20 protein-coding genes are annotated in these 24225 nt (G+C 64.6%); 6 read left to right on the top strand and 14 right to left on the bottom strand.

What is annotated here, in order from left to right:
* Positions 1-3: 3 nt before the first annotated feature.
* Positions 4-1020, bottom strand: a complete 1017-nt coding sequence (locus JYP50_RS06390) for a TonB-dependent receptor (protein WP_206559651.1) — start codon at positions 1018-1020, stop codon at positions 4-6.
* The gene (locus JYP50_RS06385) at positions 945-2273 is read right to left on the bottom strand and encodes a TonB-dependent receptor (RefSeq protein WP_206559650.1); all 1329 of its coding nucleotides are present in this window, start codon (positions 2271-2273) and stop codon (positions 945-947) included. Before JYP50_RS06385 ends, JYP50_RS06390 begins: the two co-directional genes overlap by 76 nt.
* Positions 2274-2429: 156 nt before the next feature.
* Here JYP50_RS06385 and JYP50_RS06380 point away from each other — a divergent pair, with 156 nt between their 5' ends.
* A complete protein-coding gene (locus JYP50_RS06380; protein WP_206559649.1) occupies positions 2430-3077 on the top strand; it encodes a TetR family transcriptional regulator in 648 nt (215 codons plus the stop codon).
* 54 nt (positions 3078-3131) lie between these two features.
* On the opposite strand, the gene JYP50_RS06375 is transcribed toward JYP50_RS06380, so the two are convergent.
* The 3 genes from JYP50_RS06375 to JYP50_RS06365 all read right to left on the bottom strand — a co-directional run bounded on the left by JYP50_RS06375 (position 3132) and on the right by JYP50_RS06365 (position 4585).
* A complete protein-coding gene (locus JYP50_RS06375; RefSeq protein ID WP_206559648.1) occupies positions 3132-3569 on the bottom strand; it encodes a GFA family protein in 438 nt (145 codons plus the stop codon).
* Between the two features lie 132 nt (positions 3570-3701).
* A complete protein-coding gene (locus tag JYP50_RS06370) occupies positions 3702-4235 on the bottom strand; it encodes an SRPBCC family protein (protein ID WP_206559647.1) in 534 nt (177 codons plus the stop codon).
* Positions 4232-4585, bottom strand: a complete 354-nt coding sequence (locus JYP50_RS06365; protein ID WP_206559646.1) for an ArsR/SmtB family transcription factor — start codon at positions 4583-4585, stop codon at positions 4232-4234. Before JYP50_RS06365 ends, JYP50_RS06370 begins: the two co-directional genes overlap by 4 nt.
* A 342-nt stretch (positions 4586-4927) precedes the next feature.
* On the opposite strand from JYP50_RS06365, the gene JYP50_RS06360 reads away from it, so the two are divergent.
* On the top strand, positions 4928-6652 hold the full coding sequence (locus tag JYP50_RS06360) for a bifunctional diguanylate cyclase/phosphodiesterase (protein WP_206559645.1): 1725 nt from the start codon (positions 4928-4930) through the stop codon (positions 6650-6652).
* Positions 6653-6664: 12 nt separating this feature from the next.
* Here JYP50_RS06360 and sstT read toward each other — a convergent pair whose 3' ends face one another.
* The 5 genes from sstT to JYP50_RS06335 all read right to left on the bottom strand — a co-directional run bounded on the left by sstT (position 6665) and on the right by JYP50_RS06335 (position 14068).
* Positions 6665-7873: a serine/threonine transporter SstT gene (sstT, locus tag JYP50_RS06355; RefSeq protein ID WP_206559644.1), complete on the bottom strand. Its 1209-nt coding sequence runs from the start codon at positions 7871-7873 to the stop codon at positions 6665-6667.
* A 45-nt stretch (positions 7874-7918) separates the two neighbouring features.
* A complete protein-coding gene (locus tag JYP50_RS06350; RefSeq protein ID WP_206559643.1) occupies positions 7919-10165 on the bottom strand; it encodes a xanthine dehydrogenase family protein molybdopterin-binding subunit in 2247 nt (748 codons plus the stop codon).
* Complete coding sequence (locus JYP50_RS06345; protein ID WP_206559642.1) at positions 10162-10644, bottom strand: 2Fe-2S iron-sulfur cluster-binding protein; 483 nt, start codon at positions 10642-10644, stop codon at positions 10162-10164. The genes JYP50_RS06350 and JYP50_RS06345 overlap by 4 nt, the downstream gene beginning before the upstream one ends.
* Positions 10645-10779: 135 nt before the next feature.
* Positions 10780-13131 carry a TonB-dependent receptor gene (locus tag JYP50_RS06340; protein ID WP_206559641.1) on the bottom strand — a complete coding sequence of 784 codons (2352 nt, stop codon included), beginning with the start codon at positions 13129-13131 and terminating at the stop codon, positions 10780-10782.
* Positions 13132-13279: 148 nt separating this feature from the next.
* Complete coding sequence (locus tag JYP50_RS06335) at positions 13280-14068, bottom strand: class II aldolase/adducin family protein (RefSeq protein ID WP_206559640.1); 789 nt, start codon at positions 14066-14068, stop codon at positions 13280-13282.
* A gap of 26 nt (positions 14069-14094) precedes the next feature.
* Here JYP50_RS06335 and JYP50_RS06330 point away from each other — a divergent pair, with 26 nt between their 5' ends.
* A complete protein-coding gene (locus tag JYP50_RS06330) occupies positions 14095-14682 on the top strand; it encodes a Crp/Fnr family transcriptional regulator (RefSeq protein ID WP_206559639.1) in 588 nt (195 codons plus the stop codon).
* Positions 14683-14736: 54 nt separating this feature from the next.
* On the opposite strand, the gene JYP50_RS06325 is transcribed toward JYP50_RS06330, so the two are convergent.
* The gene (locus JYP50_RS06325) at positions 14737-15270 is read right to left on the bottom strand and encodes a winged helix-turn-helix transcriptional regulator (protein ID WP_206559638.1); all 534 of its coding nucleotides are present in this window, start codon (positions 15268-15270) and stop codon (positions 14737-14739) included.
* 97 nt (positions 15271-15367) lie between these two features.
* Between JYP50_RS06325 and JYP50_RS06320 the strand changes: the two genes are divergently transcribed.
* The 3 genes from JYP50_RS06320 to JYP50_RS06310 are packed head-to-tail and all read left to right on the top strand — an operon-like array spanning position 15368 to position 17481.
* A complete protein-coding gene (locus JYP50_RS06320; RefSeq protein ID WP_206559637.1) occupies positions 15368-16591 on the top strand; it encodes a M24 family metallopeptidase in 1224 nt (407 codons plus the stop codon).
* A 14-nt stretch (positions 16592-16605) separates the two neighbouring features.
* Positions 16606-17010, top strand: coding sequence for a cupin domain-containing protein (locus JYP50_RS06315; RefSeq protein ID WP_206559636.1), 405 nt, complete (start codon positions 16606-16608; stop codon positions 17008-17010).
* Between the two features lie 54 nt (positions 17011-17064).
* On the top strand, positions 17065-17481 hold the full coding sequence (locus JYP50_RS06310) for a nuclear transport factor 2 family protein (RefSeq protein ID WP_206559635.1): 417 nt from the start codon (positions 17065-17067) through the stop codon (positions 17479-17481).
* A gap of 158 nt (positions 17482-17639) precedes the next feature.
* Here the strand turns inward: JYP50_RS06310 and JYP50_RS06305 are convergent, their stop codons facing one another.
* From JYP50_RS06305 to JYP50_RS06295, 3 genes are all read right to left on the bottom strand, one after another.
* On the bottom strand, positions 17640-19238 hold the full coding sequence (locus JYP50_RS06305; protein WP_206559634.1) for an isocitrate lyase: 1599 nt from the start codon (positions 19236-19238) through the stop codon (positions 17640-17642).
* A 570-nt stretch (positions 19239-19808) separates the two neighbouring features.
* A complete protein-coding gene (locus JYP50_RS06300; RefSeq protein ID WP_206559633.1) occupies positions 19809-21533 on the bottom strand; it encodes an alkaline phosphatase D family protein in 1725 nt (574 codons plus the stop codon).
* Between the two features lie 12 nt (positions 21534-21545).
* Positions 21546-23939, bottom strand: coding sequence for a TonB-dependent siderophore receptor (locus tag JYP50_RS06295; protein ID WP_206559632.1), 2394 nt, complete (start codon positions 23937-23939; stop codon positions 21546-21548).
* Positions 23940-24225 lie beyond the last annotated feature (286 nt).

Below are 24225 nucleotides of genomic sequence, written 5' to 3'. Positions count from 1 at the left end.
AAATCAGAAGCTGTATTCAAGGGTAAGTCCATAGGTACGCGGCGGCCCATAGGCCCTGGAGCGTCCATCGAACAGCGCCACCTTTGGACCTATGGTGACCACTTCCTCTTCGTTGCCGAGGTTCCGTCCCCAAATCGCGGTACTCCATCTGGCATTAGCCGCGGTGTATTTCACAGTGGCATTGAATACAGCCACGCTGGGGCGAATCGACTGGGGGCTGGTTTCATCGAAATAGGTGGCAATCTCCCCCGTGCCGCGGTAATCGCCGCGCAGGGTAATCTCGGCCCCACTGCTCAGTACGATGTCGTAGTTGAGTGCCACGGTGGCCGTCCAGTCCGGTGCGTTTTGCACCGGGTTACCCGCCACATCCACACCGCTGTCACCCTCGCCGCGACTGAAATCCGTGTACTCGTGCTCGTAGTCGGCAAAGGCGAATTGCAAGTACAGGTTGGGCGTGAAATACGCCTGCCCCTCCACCTCATAGCCCTTTATTTCCGCCTCGCCAACATTTGCCGCCACGGCGACGGCTTGTTGATTGACAAAGGTTGACTGAATATCTTCGTAGTCGGATTGGAACAGCGTCAGGTTCAGTCGCAGACTATCCCTTAGCAGGTCCATCTTCATACCGGCCTCATAGGTGGTAACGTACTCGGGATCCACCGCGTTCACGGCGTCCGCGGACGAGGGTTCAGCATTGAATGCCCCGCTTTTATATCCAGTGGCCAGCGAGCCATAGGCCATAATGTTGTCACTGAAATGATGCGTAAGGCTGATTTTGCCAGAGAAGTCATCCCAGTGGTCGCCGATCCCGGCCTCTACGCGCCCTGCATCGAGGAACAGGAACGCCAGCGGACCCTCGGCATCGGTGATGCCGAAGTACTCCTTTTTGTCGTAGCTGTAACGTCCGCCCACCAGCAAACCGGTCTGGTCGGTGATATCGACAGTCACTTCCCCGAACACCCCATAGCTGTCGGTTTGGTTATCCTGCACCAGGCGCTGGGTCGTTGCGATATCGTCCATGGTCGGCAAGGGTATGAAGCCCAGGAACGGTGGCGGATTGACACAGGCATCCGGGAAGAACTCGCAAAGCCCTGTAGAAAGACAGTGTCGGCAGAGCGCTCATGCTCTTCATGGAGGTAATACAGCCCCATCTGCCAGCCAAACGAGGCAGCGTCCTGCAACTCATTGTTCAGGCGCAACTCCTGCGAGTATGTGGTGGCATCGTTGGTCGATTGCTCCAACACCAGATCGTAGGGCGTACCGCCGAGATCGGTATTCGAATCGTCCTCTCCGTTGCGGTAGGTAGTGATCGACACCAGGCTCAGGTCACCGATATCCCAGCGAATATCGGCCAGGGCGCCCCAGACCTGGCGGTCATAGCCACCGCCGGTGGTCGAATTGATCACCTTCCAGGGGTCGCGACTGACCTCCTCATATTGAACAAAACCCCAGCCGGTAAACGGGGCCATGCCCACCGGCTCGGCGAATACATTGGTCTTGCGTGGAGAAAATGCGTCGCTGTGAAAATCGGCCCAATGTGCCTTCAACAATACCGCCAGGTCATCCGCGGGTTCGAACAACAGTTGCCCCCGGAGACTGATATCGTCCTGGGCATCGATGTCCTCGCCGGTAAAGGCATGCTCCGTATAGCCGTCCCGCGCGCTGTATTTTCCGCTGAGGCGCCCCGAGATGCCGTTGCCCAAAGCGCCGTTGACAAAAGCTTCCACCGCCCTGAAGTTATAATCCCCCAGATCGGCGATCACCCCGGCATCGAAGTCCTCGCTCGGCCGTTCGCTCACAAAGTTCACTACCCCGGCCGTGGCATTGCGGCCGAATGTCGACCCCTGAGGCCCGCGCAGCACTTCGACCCTGGCCACATCATAGATGTTGCCGTTGTGCATAAATCCGCGGGAGACCACCTCGCCGTCAACCATCACCATCACTCCGGAATCCTCAGAGGCACCGCGATTACCCGAATCGACGCCGCGCAAGCTGATACCGGACACATCGGCCACGGCGGTGGTCACCGTAGCCCCCGGGGTAAATGCCAGCACATCGCGGGTGGTAGTGGCACCCAGTGCGCGCATATCGGCGCCACTGAGCGAATTAACCGCCACCGGTACCGACTGCATACTCTCCGTCACTTTCCGGGCGGTCACCATGACCTCTTCCAGCAAACCAGCGGACTGCCCACCGCCCTGCGCCCGTGCGCCCGCCGTCGCCAGCAGGACCGCGGACACGGCGGCAGCCAGAATCGATAACTTATTTTTCATGCGACTAATCCTCAGGGGCTGCGTTGCGAAACAAGATACGAACGTTCCACTCACGAGTCAAGTAATTTTGAACGAACGTTCCGCACCCTCTATAATCGAGGCGGACCGAGAGTGCGTTGTCGCGCAGTGCGCGACACGCCAACCCAGGAGAAATCAGTGACAACAAGGAAAAAGAGCGCCACCGCGACCCGCGACAAGCTACTGGATGTCGCCGAGCGATTGTTTGCCGAGCGCGGTTTCGACGGGGTGTCCGTTCGGGATATTACCGATGCCGCTGAGGTCCGCCTGGCCAGCGTGAATTACCACTTCAAGACAAAGCAGAACCTGTTCAAGGAGGTCATACAGCGGCGCGCCAGTGTACTCAACGATGACCGCAGGGCGGCCCTGGAGGAAATCGAACTCGACACCCTGTCGCCGCAACAGGGCGTGCAGGCCATCGCCCGCGCCTTCATCTATCCGATTTACCAGCGCAGCACGCTGGGCGACCCGGGATGGAAAAACTACTGCCGCCTGATCGCGCAGCTGGCGGCACTTCGAAGCAGCTCCGAATTGACCGCAGAGACATTCAACCCCGTGGCGCTGGATGTCATCGACAGGTTACGTACCGTGCTGCCCGACCTGGATGAGCGGCGCGCGCACTATGCCCTGCAGTACCTGATCGGGGCCATGGTCTACGTGTTCTCCGAGAACGAGCGACTCGACATCCTCTCCAACCGGGCCTACAGCTCCCATGACCTGGAAGCCCTGTGCGCGGACCTGGTGACATTCGTGAGTGGCGGCATTATCGCCATGCTGGCATCCTGAAGATGCCTAACCGGCGCACTGGAACTCCCCCCAACGACAGGTACCGCGCGCTCCTCAGTGCTCCAGAAGCCGGTCGATATGAACATCGGCGAACCACAGCTGTAGCCAGCGCGTGGATTTATCCTCGGGCCCTAGCATTTTAGGCGACGCCGGCACTTCATCCCCAAATTCCTCGGAGAAGATTCGGCGATTCACCGCGGCAAACAGGCGCTCCCCCTCCCGGTAGCAGGCACCCACCAGTACGCCGCAGCGGGCACAGAAAATCATCTCGGCCTGCCCGGAACCCTGCCGGTAACGGGTAACGGCGGCCTCGTCCCGAACTGCAACGCGCAGCCTGCCCGCTGGATCGGACAGGTAACTGGCGCCGTGCTTGCAACAGAAATCGCAGTCGCAGGCGCGGGGCTGGTAGTGCCCCGGCTCATGACTCAGCGCCGCCGCCACCGCCAGGTTGCCGCAGTGACAGCTGCCCTCAATGACCTGGTAGGTGCCCATGACGAACTCTCCCGCATTGCCCTGTCATCATTGCAGCATAGCCCACCAACCACTGGCGACGAAACTCCAATCGCGATTGGCGAGCTGTCCCGCCAGCGCCGCTGCGCGCACCCGCTTTCCCGGCACGGCGGCTCAGGCCGGGAGTCTCCGATGGTATTCGGCTTTCAGTTCATCGACCCTGTCCCAGAAAGGCGCCGGATCCTCGCCGCGCAAGCGGGCCGCCAGGATATCGAGGTGGGCGTGCCAACCGGTGCTGACCGACAGCAGGGTCGAACGCTCAATCACCCGGTGATGGATAATGGTCAACAATACCTCCGCACCCCGGGGTTCCAACTCGAAGGTGACTTCCCCGGCGTCACTCCAGGTAAAAGAGAGTTTACGCGGTGGCTCCAGCTCGGTGATCCGGCTTTGCATACGATGCTCTTCACCGTAGTTTTCCGGACGCCGGCCCGGCGGATTGGTCAGTTCGTCGTTGCGCCAGATCAGCTCAAAAGACGCGCCGACCGCCATTTCCATGTCCCCCGCCGCCAACCACAGGCGCCGCAGATCGCCCTCCGTCAGGTAGCTCCAAACCCGCTCGATGGGTCCCGGCAGCAGGCGGTTGATCTTCAGGGTGGCCGGCTCGACAACCTCGCCATAGGCACTCGCATTTGCGCTTTCGCTCATTGATCCTCTCCTTGCTGTGTTGGTGGCTGCTCACGCAGCAGCCCTTCGAGCCTGTCCAGGCGATCCGTCCAGTACCGCTCGTAGAAACCCAGCCACTGATGGGCGCTGGCCAGGGGGCCGGGTTCCAGGCGGCACAGGTGCGTGCGACCGTGTACCTCGCGGCGCACAAGCCCGGCTTTCTCCAGCACTTTGATGTGTTTGGACGCCGCGGCCAGCGAGATGGCGAAAGGTTTCGCCAGCTCCCCCACGGTGCGCTCCCCCAGGGCGAGCTCTCGCAGCATGCGCCGGCGGGTGGCGTCGCCGAGGGCGCGAAAGACGGTATCCAATTGCGGCACTGTTAATTCAACCATAAGGTTGAATATAGGCCCCCGCAAACAAATAATCAACCACTTGGTTGAATATTACCGGTTCGCCTGATGAAGGCCGTCGGCGTTGTGACGCCCCTGTCACCAGGGGTTCTGGCAGCCGTACCACGCTAGCGGATAAGGCGGCCCACAACGCCCTTGAGCTCTGCGACAAAGTCGGGGAGACCACTCCTGCCCCTGGCGGTAGTCACGACCGTGATGGCGGGCACCAACAACTGTGATACCCGTCACAGGCTCCGCCGGCAATTTGGAAGTGTCACTCCAGCGTCATCTTCTCTCGCTACCGTGCCCGAATTTGGCACAGCCAGGGAACCGTTTGGAGGTCTGTTGAAACCCGACAACCAGAACCACACACCACTGGGCGACATAATCCGCCAGCGGCGGATTCACACCCGCTTCCAGTCCATTGTGGACCTGCGCACCATGATGCCAATGGGTCACGAGGCCCTATCCTGTGGCGCGGGCAACCTCTCTCCCGTGGTCATGTTCGAGATTGCCGAACAGGGCGGCCTACTCGGCAAACTGGAATCGCTGTGCGCCACCCTGGCGTGCGAACGCTATCGCGGTGACGGCGAACATCGGCTGTTCCTGAATGTACACCCCGAGGCGCTGCTCGATACACAGTACCGCGACGCAGTGTTTCACACGATCATGCAGAGCCAGCACCTCTCTCCCAGCCTGGTAACTCTCGAGCTTTCTGAGCGCCAGTCCTATATCGATCGCGACGGCATGGCCCGCTGCCTGGGCGACTGGCGCGAACACGGTTTTACCTTCGCCGTGGACGATGTCGGCATCGGCTACTCCGGCCTGCATCGACTGGTGGAAATCCAACCGGAGTACATCAAGCTCGACCGGTATTTTGCCGAGGCTGTCCATCGGGACGCGAACCGGCGCGCCATTGTCCGCGGCATGGTTTCGGTCGCGCGCTCACTGGGCGCACGGGTAATTGCAGAGGGCGTCGAAGGCGTAGAGGAAGCCGTGACCCTGCGCGAGCTTGGCATCGATCTCATGCAGGGCTACCTGTTCGAGCGCCCCTCCGCGCGGGTACGGCACCAGCGCTTCACTGCCCTGCCCGCGGCACGCGGGCCGGTCAAGCATCAAAGCCCCACGATTTCTCACCTGGTCGTGGAACGCGTGCCCGCCGAGGCGGCTACGCGGCTGGAACAGGTCATCGAGCGCTTCCACGAAGACCCGGACCTATGGAGTATTCCCGTGGTGAAAAACGACCGGCCACTGGGCGTCATTACCCGCAGCGCAGCGCTGGACCTCTACACACGCAGTTTCGGCAAGGAACTGCACGGGCGCAAAGCGGTTGCGCAATTCATCGACCAGGCACCGCTGATCGTATCCTCCAACACCACACTCAGCGCGGTCAGTTACGAATTGACGGAGAGTACCGACGACCACCTCGTGCAGGAGTTTATCGTCGAGCGCGACGGCCACTACCTCGGCCTGGTAAAAACCGGAGACCTGCTGCGCCAGATCACCGACCAGCAGATCCGCAACGCCCGCTATGCCAACCCGCTCACCCTGCTACCGGGCAACGTGCCGATCAACGAGCACGTCGAGCAGTTGCTGGCGCGCCGCGGCAACTTCCATGTCGGCTACTGCGACATCAACGATTTCAAGGCCTTCAACGACGCCTATGGCTATGCGCGGGGCGACGAGGCGATCAAGCTGCTGGCCGCCATCGCCACCGAGCACTGCGATGGCAACGGTGATTTCGTGGGCCACGTGGGCGGTGACGACTTTGTCCTCGTGCTGCGCGATCGCGACGCCGAAGCGCGCTGCAGGCTGATTTGCACCGCTTTCAGACAGCAGGCTCAGCGCCTCTACGACCACCGCGATATCGAACAGGGAGGTATCTGGTCCACCGACCGCAGCGGCGCGCGACACTTCTTTTCCACCATGTCCCTGTCGATCGGCCTGGTGTCACCGGACGCGTCGGTGCTGGACTGCGCCCATGAAGTCAGCGCCCTGGCCACCGCGGCCAAGAAGCAGGCCAAGACGCTGCGGGGCGGCGGCGTATTCGTCTCGCGCCGCCGCAGCTAACAACAGGGCCGCTCAATCGCCGGCCGGCGTCCGTTCCGGGCCAATCCGGTCCACGGCATAGGTATAGACCACATCAGTGCTGGAGTTCAGCGCGGTTTCGGCGGAATCCTGGATCACGCTGATGACAAACCCGACCGCCACCACCTGCATGGCAATGTCCACCGAGATGCCGAACAGCGAGCAGGCCAGCGGCACCAGCAACAGGCTGCCCGAAGGAACACCGCTGGCGCCGCAGGCGGACAGCGCCGCAATCACGCACAACAGCAAGGCGGTAGTGGTGGAAACCTCGATCCCCAGGGTGTTGGCCGCGGCCAGGGTCAGGACGGTGATAGTGATGGCGGCGCCGGCCATGTTCACCGTGGCGCCCACCGGGATGGTCACCGAATAGAGCTCCTCGCTGATGCCAAGCTTTTTCGCCAGGTTGAGGTTCACCGGAATATTGGCGGCGGAGCTGCGGGTGAAGAAGGCGGTAATCCCTGACTCCTCCAGGCACTGGAAAACCACCGGATAGGGATTGCGACGAATGACCAGGAACACGATCAACGGGTTCACCAGCAACGCCACGACCAGCATGCAGCCGACCAGCAGGGCCGCCAGGCTGGCATAGCCCGCCAGAGCTTCGAGCCCGGTGGTGGCCACGGTGAAACACACCAGGCCAAAAATACCCAGCGGCGCCAGGCGGATCACATAGCGCACAATGTCGCTGACCCCGTCCGCCAGGGTCTGCAGGTTGTCCTTGAACACCGCGCTGGCCTTGCGAAAGCTGAGCCCGAGCAGGATGGCCCAGGTCAGGCAGCCGAGGAAATTGCCGCTCAGCAGCGCGTTCACCGGATTGTCGATCAGCTTGAACAGCACGTCCGACAGCACCGCCGTCACCGCCACCGGCGGACTGCCCTCGGCGACGTCGGTGAGGGCGATCTCCTGGGGAAACAGCTGGCTCATGACCACCGCCACCACCGCCGCGCTCACCGTGCCCACCAGGTAAAGCATGAGGGTGAGCAGGGATTTGCGGCCGTCGGCGCCGCTCTCGTGCTTGTTGGCGATGGCGGACATCACCAGCAGCATCACCAGCAGCGGGGCCACCGCCTTGAGCATACCCACGAACAGCCGTCCCAGCAGGCCGAGGGGCTGCGCCAGGCCCGGCAACAGCGCGCCACACACGGCGCCCAACAGCACGCCAATCAGTATCTGGGGCACCAGGCCCCACTTCAATGGATTCATTCACGTCCCCGGAGGTGTTTGTTATGCCGGGGCGATTGTAACAACTCACACGTCGAAGTGCCTGGCCAACGGCAATTCGCGGATGCGCTGGCCGGTGGCGGCAAACACCGCGTTGGCAATACTCGGCGCGGTCGGGGGCACACCCGGCTCGCCCACCCCCGCGGGCAGCGCCTCGCTGTCCACGATGTGGGTGCGGATCACCCGCGGCACCTGGTTCAGACGCGCCACCGGATAGTCGTGGAAGTTCGACTGCCGGGCCGCGCCATCGGCGAAGGTGATCTCCCCGTTCAGCGCCAGGCTGAGGCCGAACACCATGCCGCCCTCCAGCTGTGCGTGTACCCGGTCGGGATTGACCACGGTGCCGGCGTCGATCACGCCGTGCAGTTCCTCCACCACCAAAGTGTCACCGTCGACGCGCACCTTGCTGGCCACCGCCACGTAGGACAGGAAACTGCGGGTCACCGCCAGCCCCCAGCCCTGCCCCTCGGGCAGCGTCTCCCCCCAGGGGATGTTCGCCACCAGCTGGCGCAGCACTGCCTTCATGCGCCCGGTATCGTAGGGATACTCGGCGATGGCGCGGCCGTAATTGCTGAACTCAAAACCCTCCGGCGCAAAGTCCAGGTGGCGGTCGTCGCCGATCATCTCCTGCCAGTACTGCGCCGGATCGCGGCCGGCGGCGTGGGCCAGCTCGTCGACGAAGCTGCACACGCCAAAGGCAAAGGGAATGTTGTACACCGAGCGCAACCAGCCAATGCGCACATGGGCGGGCGCCTCGTGGCTCTCAATGCGCAGGTTGGGCGTGGCGAAAGGCACGCTGCCGAAGGTCTGGCTGAGCCAGCCGTCCTCCAACCGGGTGACCGCGGGATCGAAGGTGGCTCCGATCGCGGGCGTGGCCTGGCGCGCCAGCCAAGCGGTGGCCCGGCCATCGCCGTCCAGCGCGCCGCGAAAATACATCGCGCTGCAGGCGTGGTAGTAGTCGTGGCGCACGTCGTCCTCGCGGGTCCAGGTCAGCTGTACCGGCCTGCCCACGTGGGCCGCCAGGCGGGCCGCCTCCACCGAGAAGTCGGGCTTGGACTTGCGCCCAAAGCCGCCGCCGAGCAGGGTCACGTGGACGGTTACCGCCGCCTTGTCCACGCCCAGGGCGCTGGCCACCGCCGCCTGTGTCGCCTGGGGATTCTGGGTGCAGGCCCAGACCTCGCACCGCCCCCCGTCCACCCGGGCCAGGGTCGCCGGCGGCTCCATCGGCGCGTGGGCCAGATAGGGGGTGCGATAACTGGCCTCCAGAACCTGGTCGGCGTCGCCAAGGGCTCTCTCCACATCGCCGCGCTCCCGCGCCACCCGGCCGGGACCGCCGCTCACCCGGGCCTGCAGTGCGTCCAGATAGGCCGCTGAGTCGTGGTCGCTGTGGGGACTCGGGCGCCACTGTACCGCAAGCGCTTCACGGCCCTTGATGGCGCTCCAGGTATTACTGGCGATCACCGCCAGTCCCTCCACGTTGTTGAAGGCCGGCGGCCCTTCCGGGCCCTGCAGTTCCACCACGTCCAGCACGCCGGCCACCTTGCGCGCGGCCGCGGCGTCGTAGGCGGCGATCCGTCCGCCCAGGTGCGGCGTGCGCTCGATGCTGGCATAGACCATGTCCGGCAGCGCGACATCGATGCCGTAGGTGGTATTGCCGGTGGTCATGTCGTGCAAATCGACAATCGGCACATTCCGGCCGATATAGCGGAAATCCTCGCGCCCCTTGAGCGGCAGGTCATCCAGGCCGGGCAGCGGCAGGGCCGCCGCGCGCGCCGCCAGTTCGCCGAAACCCAGCCGGCGGCCATCGGCGTGGTGCACTTCGTGATTGCGCGCCCGGCACTCGGCGAGCGGCGCCCGCCAGGTGTCGGCGGCGGCCTGCTCCAGCATGCGCCGGGCGGCGGCGCCCATCTGCCGCATGGTGGCGTAGAAGTTGCGCACCGAGCGCGAGCCGTCGGTGTTCTGGCTGCCGTAGGCGGCGTCCCCGAGGGCCTGTATCACCCGCACCCGCGACCAATCGGCCTCCATCTCGTCCGCCACTACCTGGGGCAGGCTGGTGCGAATGCCGGTGCCCATCTCCGAGCGGTGGGCGACAATCTCCACGGCGCCGTCCGCCCGCAGGCTGACAAAGAGGTTGAGCCGCTCGCCAGTGGCGGTCGCCAGCACGTCCATCGCCCGGCTGGCGGGGCTGACGGCCGCGCCCAGCAACAGCCCCGTGGCACTGACGCCGGTCAGCTCCAGGAAGCGGCGGCGGGACAGTTTCGACAGCGTGCTCATGCTTCGCCCTCCCCCGCCCTGGCTTCCGAGGTCGCCCGCGCGGCGTCGCGCAGCGCCGCGCGGATGCGGGGATAGGTGCCGCAGCGGCAGATATTGCCGCTCATGGCGGCGTCGATCTCGTCGTCGCCGGGATTGGCGTTGCGCGCCAGCAGGGCGCTGGCGGCCATGATCTGGCCCGACTGGCAGTAGCCACACTGGGGCACATTGCGCGCGCGCCACGCCACCTGGACCGGGTGATTGCCATCGGCGGAGAGCCCCTCGATGGTGACGACCTCCCCCTCCGCCGCGGCGGAAACCGGCAGCTGGCAGGACCGCGTGGCGCTGCCGTTGAAGTGTACCGTGCAGGCGCCACACAAGGCCTTGCCGCAACCGAATTTGGTGCCCTTGAGGCCCAACAGGTCGCGCAGCACCCACAGCAGCGGCATGTCCGGTTCGGCGTCCACCTCATGTGTACGGCCATTGATCTTCAGTTTCATCACCCATCTCCCAGTCATCTGCGTCCGAGGTACAACAGCATAGCAGCTGGGCACCGCGGCGATGACCCACCCGTTAACGCAGGCGCGAAAAACAAAAAGCCCGGCGCGGGGCCGGGCTCGTCGACGGGCGGGATCGGCTCAGAAATACTTGCGCACGGTAAGTCCCACGGTGCGGGGCTGGTTGGTGCGGTAGGCCAGGCGCGCGCGCCCGCCGCGCTCGCGGTCGAAGGACAGGTCGACGTTCTCGTCGGCCACGTTGTTGACGTAGAGTACCGCCTCCCAGGTATCCCAGTTGATGCCGGTGCTGAGGTTGATCAGCTCGTAGGAATCCAGTTCCAGGTCGACGCTGGTCACCTCGTTGCCGGTGGCGCCGCCATAGGCCAGGCCCGAGGTAAAGTCCCCGGCCCCGGCCACCTGGTCACTGGGCTGGGTGTAGCGGTCACCCACGTACTGCAGCTGTGCCGACAGGTACATTTCATTGGCCCCGAACAACGCCACCGGGAAGGTGTAGGTGACCGAGGTGGACATCTGGAACTCAGGCACCGAGGCCAGGCGGTTGCCCTTTTCCACCCCACCGAGCACCGCGCCTTCGCTGTTGGTCACGGTGGAGTCGAATTCGGCCTCCACGTAGCTGCCGTTGAAAGTCACCAGCAGGCCGTCCAGCGGGTAGGCCGACAGCTCCCACTCGGCGCCCAGGGTGTGGGCCTCGGGCACATTGAAGGAGATGCGCGAGGAACAGGAACCGGCGTCCAGGGTCACCTGCAGGTCCTCGATATCGGTGTAGAAGATCGCGGCGTTGAAGCTCAGGCCGCCAAACAGGCTCTTGAAGCCCAGCTCGTAGTTCCACAGGCTCTCGTCGTCGTAGACCTGGAAACTGCCGAAGGTGCGCTCGTCACCCGCGTCACAAAGAGTCCGGTTCAAGGGGTCGTTGACGCCGCCGAGGCGGAAGCCCTGGGAGGCCTGGGCATTCACGGTCATTTCGTCGCTGAGGGCGTAGCTGGCCATCAGCCGCGGGTTGAAGCCGTCCGACGAGGTATCGTCGGTCTGGTCGTCGCCGTTGGAGAACAGGCCGCCGCTGGTAAAGCGCCGCTCCTCCTCGAAGTCGTACCAGCGGCCGCCGAGGGTCAGGTTCAGGCGCTCGGTCAACTGGTAGCTCATCTCGCCGAACACCGCCATCTGCTCGATATCGTAGGGCAGGTCGGAGTTGTAGGGCGAGTCGGGGCCGTAGCCATTGGCCGCCCCCGCCGCCGCGCCGTCACCCAGCGTATCGTCGGTCACCGCGTCGTAGCCCGGGGTGGGCAGGCGCTGGGAGTATTTGCGCTCGACATCGGAGTAAAACACCCCCGCCACCCACTGCAGGTCGCCGGCGCCGTTGGAGGCGACGCGGAACTCGTGGGTGACCTGCTCGACGTCGGTGGCGTCGTGCAGGTTGGAGGGCAGGCTGACGGCCGACTCCGGAAAGCCCAGGTCAATGGACACCGAGCCGGTCAGGGCGCTGGCGTCGCGGCTGACCAGGATGTCGCGCTCGGTGTAGCTGCCGGTGTAGGTCAGGTCCACGCCCTCCAGGCTCCAGTTGACCACCAGGTCGGCGATCAGGGTCTCGTCCTCGAAGCCCTCGTCCAGCAGCAGGTACTGCTCGCGCTCGTCGAGCTGGATCGCCGGCCGCGTGGTGGTGTAGGGGTTGGCGAAAATGTTGAACACTTCCTGGCGGTTGAAACCATCGGTTTCGATCTCCTGGTAGATCACCCGCGGAGTGATGCTCAGGGTCTCGGTGGGCTCCCAGGCCAGCGCCACGCGCCCGCCGGTGCGGTTGCCGCTGTTGACGTCCTCATCCCTGCCGCCGCCCTCGCGCAGGGCGTCAATATAGCCGCCGTACTCGGTGGTGTAGCCCACCACCCGCATGGCCAGGTTGTCGCCCATGGGGATATTCAGGTGACCCTTGAGGTGGCCGCCCTCCTCGCCGTCGGTGATGGTGTTCAAGTCCGCCTCCACCGAACCGTTGAAGTCATCCATCTCCGGCTGGTTGGTAATGAAGCGGATGGTGCCGCCCACCGAGCCGGAACCGAACAGCGTGCCCTGGGGCCCGCGCAGGGTCTCCACCCGGTTGAGGTCGTAGAGGTCGAGATCCGGGGTGAACAGGGACACCGAGATCACGGTCTCGTCCACGTACACCCCGACCTGCTCCTTCACCCCCGGCTGGTCGCGCACGATCTGGCCCGCGGACACCCCGCGGATCGCCACCTGGCTCTGGCCGGGGCCGAGGTTCTGGATACTGAGGCCGGCGACATTGCGCGACAGGTCCTCGAGGTTCACCGCCCCGCTGCGCTTGATATCCGCGGCGGACTGGGCGTTGATCGAGAACGGCAGGTCCTGGGCCGAGGCCTCGCGCTTGGTGGCGGTCACCAGCACTTCCTCGAGCTGGGCCAGTGCTGACCCGGGCACCAGGGCCAGGATGGAAGCGGCAAGCAGGGTTTTGCGGTGCAGTGGCATGGCGGGCTCCTCGCATTATTAAAGTTATATGCCCGAAGTCTAGTCCGCGTACCGGCAAGGTACAGGGCCGGAAGCTGTTAATTTTTCATAGGATTGGCGTTGAGGGGAAACACCCCCGGCGACCGGGCCGGGGGCTCACGAGAGCTACTCAATCGAGCAAATCGGGCTGCTCGGCCACTATCACGTCGTAAATCGGCTGGAACTGGAACCAGCCCGCCAGGCTGTTGCCCACGGTCTCCCGCGTCTTGAGCGCGATATCACGATCGATCGGGCGCGGCGTGCCGGCGGCTTCCGCCAGCAGCTGGGCCTGGCAGCTGCGCTCCATGGTGATGAACCACCACGCCGCCTCGTCCACCGACTCGCCCACTGTAAGCAGGCCGTGGTTCTGCAGGATGGCGGCCTTGCAGTCGCCGAGCGCCGAGGCAATCTGCTCACCCTCGTCGCAGTCGAGCACCACGCCGGTGAATTCGAACAGCACATGGTCCTCGAAAAAGGCGCAGGCATCCTGGGTCAGGGGCTCGAGCTTGCGCCCCAGGGCGGAGAAGGCCTTGCCGTGCAGGGAGTGTGAATGGGCCGCGGCCACGACCCGCGGGTGGGCCATGTGGATACGGGAGTGAATGGTGAACGCGGCGCCGTTGAGCAGGCCCTCGCCCTCCACAACTTCGCCCTCATGACTGACCAACAGCAGGTCGGACACCTTCATCTGCTTGAAGGAGCGCCCCATCGGGGCCACCCAGAAGTGGTCGGTGCGCTCCGGGTCGCGGACGGTGATATGCCCCGCCACCCCCTCGTCAAAACCGAAGCGTCCAAAGGCGCGGTAGGCCGCGGCCAGTTTGCGCTTGCGCTCGGCGCGCACCTCCTCTACGGATTGTCCCTCACCCGGCTTCATCGCATCGGGATCACTGTTCATTATGATATTGTTGACGGCTTCGGCCATGGAATCTTTCCTCCGGTTATCATGCTATGTCAAACACCACCGTTCACTCGCTGGACCACCTTCGCCAGTGGCTGCGCCAGCAGGGACTCTCCCGTCCGGCGGCCCTGGAAGCCTGGCTGGCGCACTGCCAGCCGCGTCAGCTGCAACGCGACGAATTCCTGCTCCGCGCCGGCGATGAACGGCATCTGCTCTACTTTGTGGACAGCGGCCTGCTGCGCCTGTTCTACACCACGCCGGACGGCAAGGAGCGCAACAAGGCCTTCTACAGCGCCCCCCACATGGTGGGGGCGGTCAGCGCGGCCATGACCGGTTCACCGGCGCCGTTCAGCATGCAGGCCCTGGAGCCGACCACGGTACTGGCGGTGCCGTTCGCGCCCCTGCGCGAGGCGGCCCAGGCCGACATCGACGTGGCGCAGTTGCTGATCCGGCTGCTGTCCGAGGCCTTCATGCGCAACGAGCAGCGCGAAGCCATGCTGCTGACCGGCAACGCGCGGCAGCGCTACGAGTGGTTGCGGGAGCGGGAGCCCGAACTGCTCGCGCGCCTGCCCCAGCACCACATCGCCTCGTACATCGGCGTCGACGCGGTGTCGCTGTCCCGTCTCAAGCGCAAGTAGTATGGAAGGTCCGGCGGGGGCGTGCCTTAACAAATGTTAAGGCGCTTTTGCTAACTAAGACATTGGGGTGCTCATGGAGCGGCGAATGATTTCCGGAATCGTCGGTGATTCCGCGTCATCCAGGCCGTCGGCGAGGGCGCGCAGGCCCGGCCCTATGACGGTGCGCACACCCTCCGGGCGCAGGGGCTCGCCGCACTCGCTGCAGGCCATGACCGGTATGGTTTTGTGGCCGCAGCCCTGGTGCACGTATTCCAGGGGCGGACCGGCCTCGTCGGCCATCCACTCGTCGCCCCAGCGCGCCAGGCTCATCAGCACCGGGTACAGGCCCAGGCCCTTGCGGGTCAGGCGGTACTCGTGGCGCACCGGGCGGTCCTGGTAGGGCACCTTGACCAGCACGCCCTGCTCCACCAGCTTGCCCAGGCGCTCGGAAAGGCGATGGCGGGTAATGCCGAGGTTGTGCTGGAACTGGTCGAAACGCCGGGTGCCGAGAAAGGCGTCCCGCAGTATCAGCAAGGTCCAGCGCTCGCCCACCACCGAGAGTGCCCGCGCCACCGAGCACACTTGTTTATCGATATCCGTCCAGCGCATGAAAACTCCTGACTCACCCTGTCAATCGGGAAATTATTGACTCTATTGAGCTAAAATCCACCGAAATCCAAAGATATTTCGGAAAACAGGAGAGTTTATGACGACAGGTATGGGTGGCGCCACTGCCGAACAGGCCCTGGCCGGCCTCACGGACATGACCGGCGGCGCGACAGCCATCGCCGACGGCGAGTTCGAGGCCCGCCTGCGACAGGCCCAGGCGTTGATGCGGGAGGCCGGCCTGGACGCCGTCTACGTCAATGCCGGCACCAACCTCTACTACTTTACCGGCACGCCCTTCGGCGCCACCGAACGTATGGTCGGCGCGCTGATCCCCGCCAGCGGCGGCGTGCACTACATCGCGCCGGCCTTCGAGCTCGGTACCCTGCAGGGCTTTATCCGCATCCCCGGCGAGGTCCACTGCTGGGAGGAACACGAGAGCCCCTACCGCCTGTGCGCCACGGTGCTGGCGCAACTGGGCATCGACCGCGGGCGCATCGGTATCGACGAGGCGGCCCCCTTCTTCATCTTCGACGGCCTGCGGCAGGCGGCGCCGGAACACGACTATGTCAGCGCCACCGCGGTCACCGCCGGCTGCCGGATGCACAAATCCGCCGCCGAACTGGCGCTGATGCAGCGCGCCAAGGACATGACCCTCGCCGTGCACCGCGCCGCCGCGAGCATCCTGCGTGAAGGCATCACCACCACCGAAGTCACCGAGTTCATCGACCGCGCCCACCGCGCGGTGGGCGCGCCCAAGGGCAGCTATTTCTGCATCGTGCTGTTCGGCCCGGACACCGCCTTCCCCCACGGCGTGGCGCAACCGAAAACACTGGAGCGCGGCGACATGGTGTTGATCGACACCGGTTGCCAGCTGCAGGGCTACGTGTCCGACATCACCCGCAGCTACGTGTTCGGAGAGCCCAGTCCCCGCCAGCGCGAAATCTGGGATATCGAGAAGGCGGCACAGGCCGCGGCATTTGCCGCGGCCCAGCCCGGAGTGCCCTGCGGCCGCGTCGACGACGCCGCCCGCGAGGTGCTGGTGGCCCACGGCCTGGGCCCGGACTACCAGCTTCCCGGCACCCCCCACCGCACCGGCCACGGCATCGGCCTGGATATCCACGAGTGGCCCTACCTGGTGCGCGGCACCGCCACGCCACTGGCTACCGGCATGTGCTTCTCCAACGAACCGATGATTTGCGTGCCCGGGGAATTCGGCGTGCGCCTGGAGGACCACTTCTACATGACCGACGACGGCCCGCGCTGGTTCACGCAGCCCTCCCCCTCCATCGACGATCCCTTCGGCCTCGCGGCAGAAGAATAGGCAAGGAGAGCAACATGCCCGCGAAACAAGGCAACATCGCACGTGAATTCGTGGTCTTCACCCCGGGCATGGACGCGGTGCCGGAGCGCAACCGCCCAACCCTGTACCAGGAGCTCGACCGGGACTACGACAACTTCGCCGGCCACGTGCTGGTATCCCAGTACACGTTCAGCGAAAACTGGCCAACCTGGGAGATTCACCCCAAGGGCGACGAGCTGGTGACCCTGATCGCCGGCCGCGCCACGATGGTGCTGGACTCGCCGGAGGGGGAGCGGTGCGTGGTTCTCGCGGAACCCGGCGACTATGTAGTAGTACCGCGCAATACCTGGCACACCGCGCGGGTCGAGGAGCCCTGCACCTTGCAGTTTTTCACCCCCGGACAGGGCACCGAAAACCGCGAGGCTGGCACGAACCGGTAGCGTCGACTAGCTTGAAACATGATCCGGGGCTTCACCCGGAGCATGGAGACGCCCATGAACAACAACATCCTGACCCTGGCCCTCGGCGCGGCCCTTGGTGCAACCCTGGCCGGGGCGCCCGCCCTGGCCGATCAGGCCGCCGACCGGGAAAAGCTCATCGCCCTCGACAAGTCCTGGGGCGAGGCCCGTGACGCAACCAGCCTGAAGAAGCTGCTGGACCCGCAGATGATCGGTATCGCGCCACAGGGGGTCGCCGACCGCGACCGGCAGATCGCTATCGAAACCGCCCCCGGCGCCTCCGCGGGCCCCTACGAACCCGCTGACTACAAGGTGCACTTCATTGACGACGATGTCGCGATCATGGTGCACAGCGTGCGCGGCACCGAGCCACACTACAGCATGCACGTGTGGGAGGAAGACGACGGCGTGTGGCGGGTAGTCGCAACCGCGACCACGCCGATGGCGAAATAGCGGACATAAAAAAGGGGTCAGTACCCAATCCCTCCGCTAGCGCGGTGAAATCGGTATCCGTCCCGGCTTTGTAAAAAAACGGGGAGGCGGCTTGCGCCACCTCCCCGTTCACGAAACAGCAGGGTTGGCGGCGGGCCATGCCCGCCGCCTCCGGCGTCTTAGCCGAACTGGTTCATGGTGTTGTCCTTGCCACCGGCCTTGAGCGCGCCCTCGCCAGCGAAGTACTCCTTGTGATCATCGCCGATGTTGGAGCCGGCCATGTCCTGGTGCTTGACGCAGGCGATGCCCTGGCGGATTTCCTTGCGCTGAACACCGGCCACGTAGGCCAGCATGCCTTCCTCGCCGAAGTAGCCCTTGGCCAGGTTGTCGGTGGACAAGGCCGCGGTGTGGTAGGTCGGCAGGGTGATCAGGTGGTGGAAGATACCCGCCTCGCGGGACGCATCCGCCTGGAAGGACTGTACCCACTGATCGGCCTGGGCCGCCAGTTCGGTGTCGTCGTACTCGGCGCTCATCAGGTTGTCGCGGTTGTAGGCGGACACGTCCTTGCCTTCCTCGGTCCAGGCGTCGAACACCTGCTGGCGGAAGTTCAGGGTCCAGTTGAAGGACGGCGAGTTGTTGTACACCAGCTTGGCGTTGGGTACCTGCTCGCGGATGGCATTCACCATGGCGCCGATCTGGCCAACGTGGGGCTTCTCGGTCTCGATCCACAGCAGGTCGGCGCCGTTTTGCAGGCTGGTCACACAGTCCAGCACGCAACGCTCCTCGCCAGTGCCGGCCTTGAAGCGGTACAGGCCGTTGGGCAGGCGCACCGGGCGCACCAGCTTGCCGTCCTGCTTGATCACCACGTCGCCCTCGCGCACGTCGGAAGCGTCTTTGACTTCCTCGGTTTGCAGGAAGGCGTTGTATTTGTGGGCCAGGTCGCCGGCGTCGCGGGATACCGGGATCTTCTGGGTCAGGCCGGCGCCCAGGGAGTCGGTGCGGGCGACGATCACGCCGTCTTCCACGCCCAGTTCCAGGAAGGCGTAACGCACGGCGTTGATCTTGGCCAGGAAGTCCTCGTGGGGCACGGTCACCTTGCCGTCCTGGTGGCCGCACTGCTTGGCGTCGGACACCTGGTTCTCGATCTGGATGGCGCAGGCGCCCGCCTCGATCATTTTCTTGGCCAGCAGGTAGGTGGCCTCTTCGTTACCGAAACCGGCGTCGATGTCGGCGATGATCGGCACCACGTGGGTCTCGAAGTTGTCGATGGCGTTCAGCGCGGCCTTCTCGGCCACCTGATCACCGGCCTTGCGGGCCTCTTCCAGGTCGCGGAACAGGTGGTTCAGCTCACGGGCATCCGCCTGGCGCAGGAAGGTGTAGAGCTCTTCGATCAGCGCGGGCACGGAGGTTTTCTCGTGCATGGACTGGTCCGGCAGCGGGCCGAATTCGCTGCGCAGGGCGGCGATCATCCAGCCGGAGAGGTAGAGGTAGCGCTTGTTGGTAGTGCCGTGGTGCTTCTTGATGGCGATCAGCTTCTGCTGGCCAATGAAGCCGTGCCAGCAGCCCAGGGACTGGGTGTAGCTCGAGGAATCGGCGTCGTACTCGGCCATGTCCTTGCGCATGATGGCCGCGGTGTAGCGGGCGATATCCAGGCCGGTGCGGAAACGGTTCTGCAGCGCCATGCGCGCGGCGTATTCGGGGTTGATGTTGTCCCAGGTACCGCCCTGCTGGTCGCGCAGTGCGGCGAAGGACTCAACGGTCTGCTGATAGGTGGCCATGGTTGATACCTCGTGCTCTAGATGGGTAAAGGGTCGCCGGTGCGTGCCCACCGATGATGTGCGGGTATCTTAGTCAGCCGCCACACATAATTGAAATAGATAGAAAAGATTTTTGCTATTCACCGCATGAATCAGCCGGAGGCGGCGACACCCCGGATTTCTGGCTGGCCGGAAGTCATCGGCCGCTTGCTGCCGTCGGGAGAGTGTACGGTTACCGAGGTTGCATCCACGCTGAACCTGGGTTCGCGGACGCTCCAGTCCCAATTAAGGTCCAGGGGCACGAGCTAGCGAGACATTCTGCAAGAGACACGCTGCAACCTGGCGGTCCAGCGCCTGTCAGAAGACGGCTCGAGCATCACCGAGCTGGCCCTGCAGCTGGGCTATGCGGAGGTTGCCGTGTTCAGTCGGCACTTCAAATACTGGACCGACTGTCGCACCGGTTGTGGCGGAAAACGCGGCGTGCCAGCTATACAGAGGCAAATACGTGGAAACGGAAGCAGCCGGGCAGTCGGGCTTGAGGTCTGCTCGCGGGGCCGGCAACCCGGCCCCGTCAAGTTACGGCGCGGACACTCAAGCTGGAAGCGGCCGCAGCCCGCCGACCTGTCCGGGGTTGGCCGCATCCTCGCGAACAGCGCGAAAGGCTTTGTCAACACGGGCGGTGTACTGCCTGGACACCACGCTGGACAGCGTAACGTAGCTCGCCGAGACATCCTCGCGCCGCAACTCCACCAGCAGGTAGCCCTTGCTCTTGGGATCGTTGTAAATCACCTCGGGATTGCGTTCCGCCATGGCCCGGCCGATCGGGGCGTCGGGCAGGTAGTCGCCATAGCTGGGACTGGTCACGGACGTGGTGGCGAATTCCACCGCGACCCGGTGGCGGCCGCTGTCGTCCCACAGCTCGTTGGCCCAGGCCATGTGGGTATCGCCCGCCAGCGCCACGACCCGCGCATTCGCCTGGCGTATCGCCTTGTACACCCGGGTGCGGGCGGCCGGGTAGCCGTCCCAGGCATCGAGGTTCGAGGGGATGTCGTAGGCCGACAGGATTTCGTTGCGCACCACCCGGTCGCGCTGACCTTTTGACAGCCCGGCCAGCAGGCTGTTCCAGGTCGCTTCCGGCATCGCGGCCTTGACCGAGGGCGCGGCGATGCGCGCCATCAACACCTGGTTTCCCAGTACCTGCCAGCGCACGCCGGCCGCGACCGACTGCGAAAGCGACCGCGCGAGCCAGTCGTCCTGCCAGCGCCCCAGCATCTCGCGGCCGGGGTCGAGCAGTTGCCGGTTAAAGGTCGCCACGTCGGGCTTGTCGCCCTGCCAGCTCAGGTGCTTGCCGTACTCCAGCGGCCGGTCGCGGCCGGTGAGCCGGCTTTCGACCATTAGTAGTTCCGCCAGGTCGCCGAAACGAAAGGCCCGGCACGCGGCGCTGCGACGGTCATTGGGCAGGGGTTCGCGTATCGGCATCCACTCGTAGTAGGCGCGCAGGGCCGCCACCTTCTTCGCGTCCCAGGCGGCGGCGCCCTCGCCCCCGGCGTCCGCCGTGGTGTCGTCGCCGCTGTGCCAGCTGTTGTTGGCCACTTCGTGGTCGTCCCAGACCGTGATCCAGGGCGCGCAGGCGTGTGCGCGCTGCAGCTGTTCGTCGCGTTTGTACTGGGCGTGGCGCGTGCGGTAATCCGCCAGCGTCGCCAGCCGGTGGGCCGGTTCAGGTATGCGGCCAATTTCGGCGCCGATGTGCATGCCGTAGTCACCGGCGGCGGCGCCGTACTCATAGATGTAGTCGCCGAGGTGAATAACGGCGTCCAGGTCCTGGCCTGAGGCAATGGCCTCGTAGGCGTGGAAGTAGCCCGAGGTCCACAGCGCGCAGGACGCGACCGCCAAGCGCAGCTTGTCGATAGGGCCCACCGCCAGGGTGCGGGTACGGCCCGTCGTCGAGCTGGCGCCCCGGCAGTGGAACCGGTAATAGTAGTCCCGCCCCGGCTCCAGGTTGTTGAGCACATGCTTCAGGGTGTAGTCCCGCGCGGCCACCGCCCGCAAGCCCGGCACCAGCCGGCGTCCCTCGCGGAACCCGGGGTCGTCGGCGACCTCCAGGTCCACGGCGATGTCGCCACCACCGGCGTCCCCCGCGGGCGTGACCCGCGTCCACAGCACCACGTCGTGGGCGCCGGGGTCGCCGCTGGCCACGCCGTGCAGAAATCGCCCCTCGCCGCCGTGCAGCGTGAGCGGAGCGGCGTACGCCGCGGGGGCGGCGGCGCCGGCCGCGCCCAGGGCGCGCAGCAGGTCGCGCCGTTTAAGCTTCGCCATTGCCGTGGCCCCCTAGAATGCCTGCTTCAGGGTGATGCGCCACTCGCGACCGCGGCCCGGCAGGGCGGAGGTGTTCACATAACTGCCGGCGGCGGGCTGGAAGTATTCCTCGTCCATCAGGTTGTTCACGTTCAACGTCAGCTGGGTGCTGCCCAGGGTGGCGTAGACGGAGAGATTGACCACCTCGTAGGACGGGTAGACCACGGGGTTGTTGATCAGGGTGGAGGTTTCGGCAACGTGGACAATACCCAGCGAGGCCCCGGCCTGCCCCCAACTCATGGGGTCAGACACGTAGGTGCCGTACAGGCTGAAGGTATTGTCGGGAATATTGCTGGAAGTATAGTCGCCCGGAAACCCGAGATCCGATCCGGCGAGGTTGAAAACCGCCAGGGCGCCACCGGCGGCATCCGCGGGGTCCAGGCCCACGGCATAGGCCGGTACGTACACGAAACCGGTGTCCGGCCCTTCGATGGTGGTCTCCTGGTCGGTGGCCGCCAGGGTGGCGCTGAAATTGTCGTCGATCAGCCAGCGCAGCTCGAGCTCGACACCCTCGCCGGTGGTGGCCACCACGCGCTCGCGGGAGCTGAGTCGGGTGCGCTGCTGCTCGTAATAGCTGAGGCCGCCCACCAGGGTCTGGTCGAACAGCTCGAACTTGATACCCGCCTCCTTGAGCTCCGACTCCGACAGCCATTGGCCGTTGTTGACCAGCCCCGGGTGCACGTCGCCCGCCTGGCTGTTCTCGATCGCCGAGCTCTCGGCGTAGGTGACGTAGGGCACAAATCCGCTGTCCAGCAGCAGGCTGAGGCTGGCATTCCAGGTGAAATCGTCGTCGGAATTCGACTCCGCCGGATTGTCAATGGCCAGGTGGCCGGTATCGTTGGAGGTGAGATCGTAATCGTCGTAACGGGCGCCAAGCATCAGGTTGAGCGTATCGCGGAAGGTCAGGTCGCCCATGTAGAACACACCGGCATCGCGCCACTCACTGTTGTTTTCCAGCTCCCAGCCGATATCCGGGTTGCGGAAGGGGTCGTCCAGGGTATCGCCTGGTGTCGCCCCCGCGGAAATGTCGCGACGGTCCAGCGCGGTGAAACCGAGGTTGTAGTTCTCGCGACGCACGCCGTCGAACTCGCGCCAGGACAGGCCGGTAATATGGTGGGATTCCAGCGCCAGGGATTCGTTGTCGAAGACAAAGTCCACACTGCCGCGCAGCTCCCACACCTCGGAGTCGTAGGATGCCGGGAAGCCGTAGCTGACAAAACGCTCGTTCTCCAGGGAGTCGTAAAAGCCCTGGGCGCGCAGGCGCACGTCGCTGTTGAGCTGGTGGCTAAGCTCTACAAAGAACGTATCGGTGCGGCTTTCGGAGAAATCGGCATCGCTGATGAACACGTCTCGCGGATCGAGCGTTGTCGTGCCGATATTCTGGTCGAGGCTGTAGCGCTCGTCCAGGCCGGGGGGAAAGCCAAAATAACCCGACACAAAGGAGCCGCCGCTTTCGGTAGGATCGATGCGTCCGTCACCATTGCTGTCGACCACGGTGGTGTCAGTGCCGGTGACATAGCGGCCGGAGTCGATCAGCTCCTGGGTGAGGCGGTTCCAGCCCGGGGTTTGCACGTAACCGTCCGAGTCGTAGTAACTGCCCGAGAAGGCGAAGGTGGTTTTATCGCTGAGATCGAGGTCGATCGCGTACTGGATCAGCTTGTGCTCGGGGTGGATGCCGCGGTAGTAGCTGTCGGAGTCCTCGTACTCGCCGTAGAGCGAAAACCCGCCCTCGACCGAACCCAGCTCAAATGGCCCGCTGATGATGCCCGAGGTATTGAACTTGCCGTAGCTGCCGCCCACCACTTCGATACTGCCGCCCAACTCGGAAATCAGCTCGCCGGAAGCGTCGCGGGCGGACTTCGGCGTGATGTTCAGGAAACCACCGACCTTGCCGGGACCGAACAGCGCGGTGGGCGGCCCGCGCAGGATCTCGATGCTCTCGGCGGAGGCCAGGGAGGTCTGGTAGGTGCCGCGGTTTTCGATGCGCTTGAAACCGCGGTAGTAGGTCTCCGCCATGGTGCCGCGCAGGTTGACGGCGCCCTTGACCCCGTAATAGCTGGCGGTGAACGCGCCGGGCACGATGGAGATGAGGTCGTCCACCTCCTCGATACCGTAGCGCTGGATGTTGATATCACTGACAAACGTTGCCGAGCGGGGCGTTTCCGTCAGGGGCTTGGCGATGCCGAACAGGTTCTCGGTGGGGGTGGCTTCGAGCAGACCGGTTTTATCCGAGCCGTAGACGATGATTTCCTCGATAAAACGGTCCTTCGGCTGCGCGGTCACGGCGCTGTCCTGGGCCGCGGCAAGCTGGGCGATGGCACTGGTGGTGGCGATGGTAATTGCAAGCAAGGGGAACTGCCGTGGCATGACAAGACTCCGGTCACGATGGAAGACGTGGCGGAGTGTAGGCAAGCCAGGTGACAAAAATATTAAAACAGTTTGAACGTAAAATATTTTTCGATCCAAATGGCCCGAAAAATTGTGCTGTGAAGAAAAACAGGCCGGCCGGGGCCGCAAACGCGCGCCGAAACACTATCGGCCGGCACTATCCGGATTACAAATTCCGGCGGCCGGTTTTACGCCGCCCCCCTGCCGGCGCAGCCAGACCTCGGCGGCCGCCGGCCAGGCGAGTAAGTTACCGCTGACCTGTCAC

Source organism: Parahaliea mediterranea (assembly GCF_017255185.1).
In the GTDB taxonomy this organism is placed as follows: domain Bacteria; phylum Pseudomonadota; class Gammaproteobacteria; order Pseudomonadales; family Halieaceae; genus JAFKCZ01.
Note: the sequence above shows the minus strand (reverse complement) of the source record. Positions and strands in the feature narration are given on the sequence as shown.